This is a genomic window from Micrococcus sp. APC 4021, assembly GCF_030407635.1.
Taxonomy (GTDB): Bacteria; Actinomycetota; Actinomycetes; order Actinomycetales; family Micrococcaceae; genus Micrococcus; species Micrococcus luteus.
In genome coordinates, this window is sequence record NZ_JASDCZ010000170.1 from 1 (window position 1) to 3,343 (window position 3,343).

Below are 3,343 nucleotides of genomic sequence, written 5' to 3' on the forward strand. Positions count from 1 at the left end.
GCCGCCCGTCGTCTTGCGGACGCGCGCCCCGGGGCACGTCCACGCTAGCGTGCATGACTGAACGCCGCCTAGAGGCCGAACATCCGCTCCTCCCACGGTCCCGGCCGCGCCGGATCTCTGGTGTCCGCTTCCCACGCCGCCTTACACTCAACCCCAGGATCCGGCGGGTCCGCCCGGTGCGGCGGCTCGCCTCCGTCGTCGAAGGAGACCCCGCATGACCGTGCCCGCCCGCCCCGCCGACGTCGGCCGTCTGGCGCGCGCCGTGACCGCCGCGGGTCTGGGAGGCCTGGGCCTCCTGGTGGCGGCACCCGCCGCGCACGCCGTGACGGTGCCGCCGGGCGTGTACGTGGTGGACGAGGCCGGGGTGCTCTCGACCTCCGATGAGCAGCGGCTGACCCAGGAGATCCAGGACCTGCGCCGGGACACCGGGCAGGGGCTGTACGTCGTCTACGTGGATGAGTTCAGCACGGACGCCCAGACGCTGGCCCAGGACGTGGCGCGCCAGCGCGGGCTCGGAACGAACGACTCGGTCCTGGCGATCGCGGTCGAGGACCGCGCCTATGGGCTGGACAGCGGCGGGGACGCGAACCTGCAGAACCAGGTGACGCGCACCTACGTGGGTCCGGAGCTGTCCAGGATCGGCACGGACCCCGGCTCGGCGGACTGGCTCGCGGCGGGCACCGCTGCGGTGCAGGGGCTCGACGACGCCGCCGACGGCACGCTCGACGGCAGGGGGGCCAGCGGGGCCGAGTACGATCCGGCCGGTGCCCTGCCGGCCGGCACCACCGGCGGCGGGAGCACGGCCCAGGGCGCCTCCGGCGGCGGGGCCCTGACGGCGGTGCTCGGCGCGGGCGCGGTGGCCGCGGCCGTGGGCGGCGGCGTGCTCGTGGCCCGCAGCCGGAAGCGCACGCAGGGCGGCGCGGTCGAACGGGGCCGCACGGAGGAGGTCCGCCGCGACCCCCTCGACGAGCTCAGCGTGGAGCAGCTGCGCACTCAGGCGGGCTCCAAGCTCGTGGCGGCGGACGACGCCATCCGTTCCTCGGAGCAGGAGCTGGGCTTCGCTGAGGCGTCCTACGGGGAGAAGTCCGTGGCGACGTTCCGCGAGGACATCGACCAGGCCAAGGAGCACATGCGGGCCTCGTTCCAGCTTCAGCACCAGCTCGACGACGAGATCCCGGACACCGAGGCCGAGCAGCGCGCCTGGCTCAAGGAGATCATCCAGCGCAGCGAGGCCGTGGGCGCGGCCCTCGCGGCGCACAAGGAGGAGTTCGACTCCCTGCGCGACCTCGAGAACCAGGTGCCCGAGGCCCTCGAGCGCGTCGATGCCCGCCTGCCCGAGGCGCGGTCCCGGGTGCAGGAGTCCGAGTCGGCGATCGCCGCGCTGCACGGCCAGTACGCGGAGTCCGCCCTCGCCGAGGTCGCGGACAACGCGGCGCAGGCCCGGGAGCGGCTGGAGTTCGTGGAGACCGCCGTCGCGAAGTCGCGGAGCGCGTGGGACGCCCAGGACCGCTCCACGGCGGCGCTGGCCGTGCGTGCCGCCGAGGAGGCGCTCAGCCAGGTGGACACGCTCACGGAGGCGGTGGGCAAGGCCGAGGGGTCCCTGCGGGCCATGCTGGGCAACCTGCAGACGGGCCTCGCCCAGTCCGAGCAGGACGTCGCCGAGGCCGAGGCGCTCGTGGCCAACGGGTCGAACCCCGAGCTGGCCGGCCCGGTGGCGGGGATGAAGAACGCCGTGAACGCGGTGCGCCGAGCCCTCGCGGCCGGCCGCCCGGACCCCCTGGAGCTGCTGCACCAGCTCGAGGCCGCGCACCGCCAGCTCAACACCCCGCTGGCCGGCGTCCGCGACGCTCGGGAGCAGGCGCGCCAGGCCTCCCAGGTGCTCACCTCCACGATCGCCCAGGCCCAGGCGCAGATCGACGGCACGGCCGACTTCATCGGCGCCCGGCGCGGTGCGGTGGGCTCGGAGGCCCGGACCCGGCTCGCGGAGGCCGACCACACGCTGCGTTCGGCGATCAGCCTCGGCCGCACCGACCCCGTGGCCGCCCTCCAGCAGGCGCAGCGCGCCTCCCAGCTGGCCGAGCGCGCGAGCGAGCTGGCCCGCGCGGACGTCGAGGGCTTCGGCTACGGCCCCGGCATGGTGGGCGGCATGTACGGTGCACGCCCGCGCGCCGGAGTGGGCGGCAGCTTCGGCGGCGGCCTCGGCGGCGCACTGCTCGGCGGCATCCTGATGAACTCGATCCTGAACAGCGGCAGCTGGGGCGGCGGTGGCTTCGGCGGGTTCGACGGCGGCGGCCTCGGCGGCGGCGACTTCGGCGGGTTCGGCGACATCTCCGGCGGCGGCTTCTGACCGCCGCCCCATGAACTCCGGCGCCCCGGGCGCCGGCCCGGCCCGCACGCGCGGGACGGGGTGGACGCAGGCCGACGGTCTGCGCTGACGTGAAAGACCGACGAAAGGCAGACACCATGGTCAAGCAGTCCATCTTCGGCCGCATCAGCACGCTGGCGAAGGCCAACATCAACGCGATGCTGGACAAGGCCGAGGACCCCCAGAAGATGCTGGACCAGATGGTCCGCGACTACACGAACAACATCGCGGAGGCCGAGGCCGCCGTCGCCCAGACGATCGGCAACCTGCGGATGATCGAGGACGACTACCGCGAGGACCAGGACGCGTCCCGCAGCTGGGGCCAGAAGGCGCTGGCCGCCTCCCAGAAGGCCGACGACTTCCGCACCAAGGGCGACACCGCCTCGGCGGACAAGTTCGACAACCTCGCCAAGGTGGCCATCGAGCGCCAGATGGACTTCGAGCGCCAGGCGAAGTCCGCGGAGCCGACCATCGCCTCGCAGCGCGAGATCGTGGAGCGCCTGAAGACCGGTCTGGACCAGATGAAGGTCAAGCGTCAGCAGCTGGTCGCCAAGCGCGACGAGCTGACCGCCCGCGCCAAGTCCGCCCACGCCCAGTCCGCGGTGGCCGACGCCGTGAAGTCGATCGACCTGCTGGACCCGACCTCCGAGGTCTCCCGCTTCGAAGAGAAGGTCCGTCGCGAGGAGGCCCGCGTGCGCGGCCAGCAGGAGATCGCCGCCTCCTCCCTCGACGCCCAGTTCGAGTCCCTCGAGGACCTCGGCGAGAAGACCGAGGTGGAGGCCCGCCTCGCCGCCCTCAAGGCCGGCGGCGCCGGCCAGGCCGCCCTCACCTCGGGCGACGTCGACGCCGATGAGACCCTGACCCTCGACTACGCGGCCGAGGGGACCGCCGAGGAGACCGGCACCGCGCGCGGCTGACCCCGCCCCTCCCCACGGCCCGTCGCCCGGCCCACGCCGGCGCGGCGGGCCGTCCTCGTGC

2 protein-coding genes are annotated in these 3,343 nt (G+C 74.3%); both read left to right on the top strand.

All coding sequences use genetic code 11. From position 1 onward, the window contains the following. The first annotated feature begins 214 nt into the window (after positions 1-214). Complete coding sequence (locus QL983_RS10760; protein WP_036314365.1) at positions 215-2,347, top strand: TPM domain-containing protein; 2,133 nt, start codon at positions 215-217, stop codon at positions 2,345-2,347. 116 nt (positions 2,348-2,463) lie between these two features. Continuing rightward, the gene (locus QL983_RS10765) at positions 2,464-3,282 is read left to right on the top strand and encodes a PspA/IM30 family protein (protein WP_002854906.1); all 819 of its coding nucleotides are present in this window, start codon (positions 2,464-2,466) and stop codon (positions 3,280-3,282) included. Positions 3,283-3,343 lie beyond the last annotated feature (61 nt).